This is a genomic window from Actinacidiphila yanglinensis, assembly GCF_900107965.1.
GTDB lineage: Bacteria > Actinomycetota > Actinomycetes > Streptomycetales > Streptomycetaceae > Actinacidiphila > Actinacidiphila yanglinensis.
Genome location: NZ_FNVU01000043.1, coordinates 1 through 1692, shown reverse-complemented (window position 1 = coordinate 1692; position 1692 = coordinate 1). Strand labels below are relative to the sequence as shown.

The 1692-nt window shown below is 64.4% G+C and carries 1 pseudogene; it reads right to left on the bottom strand.

The annotated features are described in order from the left end of the window. Positions 1-782: 782 nt before the first annotated feature. Positions 783-1205: pseudogene (locus C4U44_RS40955) on the bottom strand (transposase); the annotation flags it as partial. Positions 1206-1692: the final 487 nt, after the last annotated feature.

Below are 1692 nucleotides of genomic sequence, written 5' to 3'. Positions count from 1 at the left end.
AGGTGGGCAACCAGCCGGGTTCTCTACCGCAAGTAAGGCACCCACTCCTCGACCCAGGCCAGCACACACACCAACAATCACCCAAACGGCGCAACATAAGACGGCGTAGTCCGGAGTCGTTGCGATGGTCGAGGGCGCGATGCGGCGCGACAGCATGGCCGTCGAGAGGCGGTTGTGGATGCGGTACCTCGGAAAGTGACGCGAGAGTAGTTGGTGGGGACGGCACAGGTGAGCTGGGTGGCGGGCGGCAACTGGAGGCCGTTGTGCGACTCGCCGACCTACCGCGGAGAGCTTCTGCTGCCTCACGATGGGCGACGCCGCGAAAGTGATCTCCTAAACGTGGGAGGAGCCGCAGAACTACCGGCGACAGATGCAGGCGACGGTGACCTGACGGACTCGTCCTCCCGCCAGGCATCGGCCCAAATCACCGAGCGCCACCTGAAAAGGCACTTCCCTACCCCTGGTGCGCTTCGTCCAGGGAGTGCTGTCGTGGATCCTCACGACCCACGCCGATCGGCTGGCACCGGCGGTTTCGAGGGGACGGGGTTCAGCGGGTGCGCATCACCCTGACACCTGTAGGGCACGTATTGAGTCGTGATCAATGGACGATCCGAGTGCGGTCTTTGAGCTAGATCATCGAGCCTCCCGCCTGGAGCTCGCTCGGCCGACCGGTCTTGAGGTTTCCGCACGAAGCGGATTGTGCGCTTCAGCAGGCGGAGGGCGTTCTCCAGAGCCTGTTCCTGGTCCTCACGACTGTGCTGCGTCATGCCCGGCATCATGGCATCGAGAGATGAAACGAGGTCTTTGATCCAGGTTATAGGGCGCGCAGGCGAAAGCCGGCGAAACAGCCCTCGGGGACCTTGTCATACCGGGTGGCGATGCCCCGCCATGCCTTCAGTCTGTTGATCAGACGCTCGACGGAGTTCCGCTCCGCGAAGAAGTCTGCGTCGTGGATGACCGGCAGACCGCCTCTGGAGCCCTTCTTCCTCCGCAGCGGCGTCACGCCAACGACGGACGCGGTTGGAGATGGTCGACCAGGCGCCGAACTCCCCTGGCATCTCGCGCCACTGCCCGCTGGTCCTCAACCGCCAGATCACACCCTCGAACTGCTGCCGCAGGTGCTCGGGACTCGGGCCGTACTCGCCGATCGGCAGGTGGGGCTCGATGAACTCCCACTCTTCGTGCGTCAGTTGCGCCCGCGTCACGCAAATCGATCTACCAGATCAGTGTCCACTGCGAAGGGGCATGCCTCAGATTGATCACGACTCGATACACGCCTTAGTTCCCTGGCGTCGGCAACCGACGGGCGGCTCAAGCAGTCAGTGCATCACCGCGGTTCAGGTGGCCTCCGACTCCTGCCAAAGCACCGTCGGCGAGGGTGGAGCAGACGACGCAGATCTCCGCCGCCTTCACCGGGAGCAGGCGTTCGTCGGTGCCTCGGCTGATCCTCCCCTGGCATTTCCCCTGCGGATCGTCGACCGCGGCCAGGCTTTCGCCTCGGCGTGAGCGCACTGTGCGCGTCGGTGTGCGCGGGATAGGTACGACTACGCACCGGGCGCGCAAGCCGCGACGGGCTGCGCTCGCCACCTCTGAATGCGTTGCGCCGTTTGGGTGATTGTTGGTGTGTGTGCTGGCCTGGGTCGAGGAGTGGGTGCCTTACTTGCGGTAGAGAACCCGGCTGGTTGCCCACCT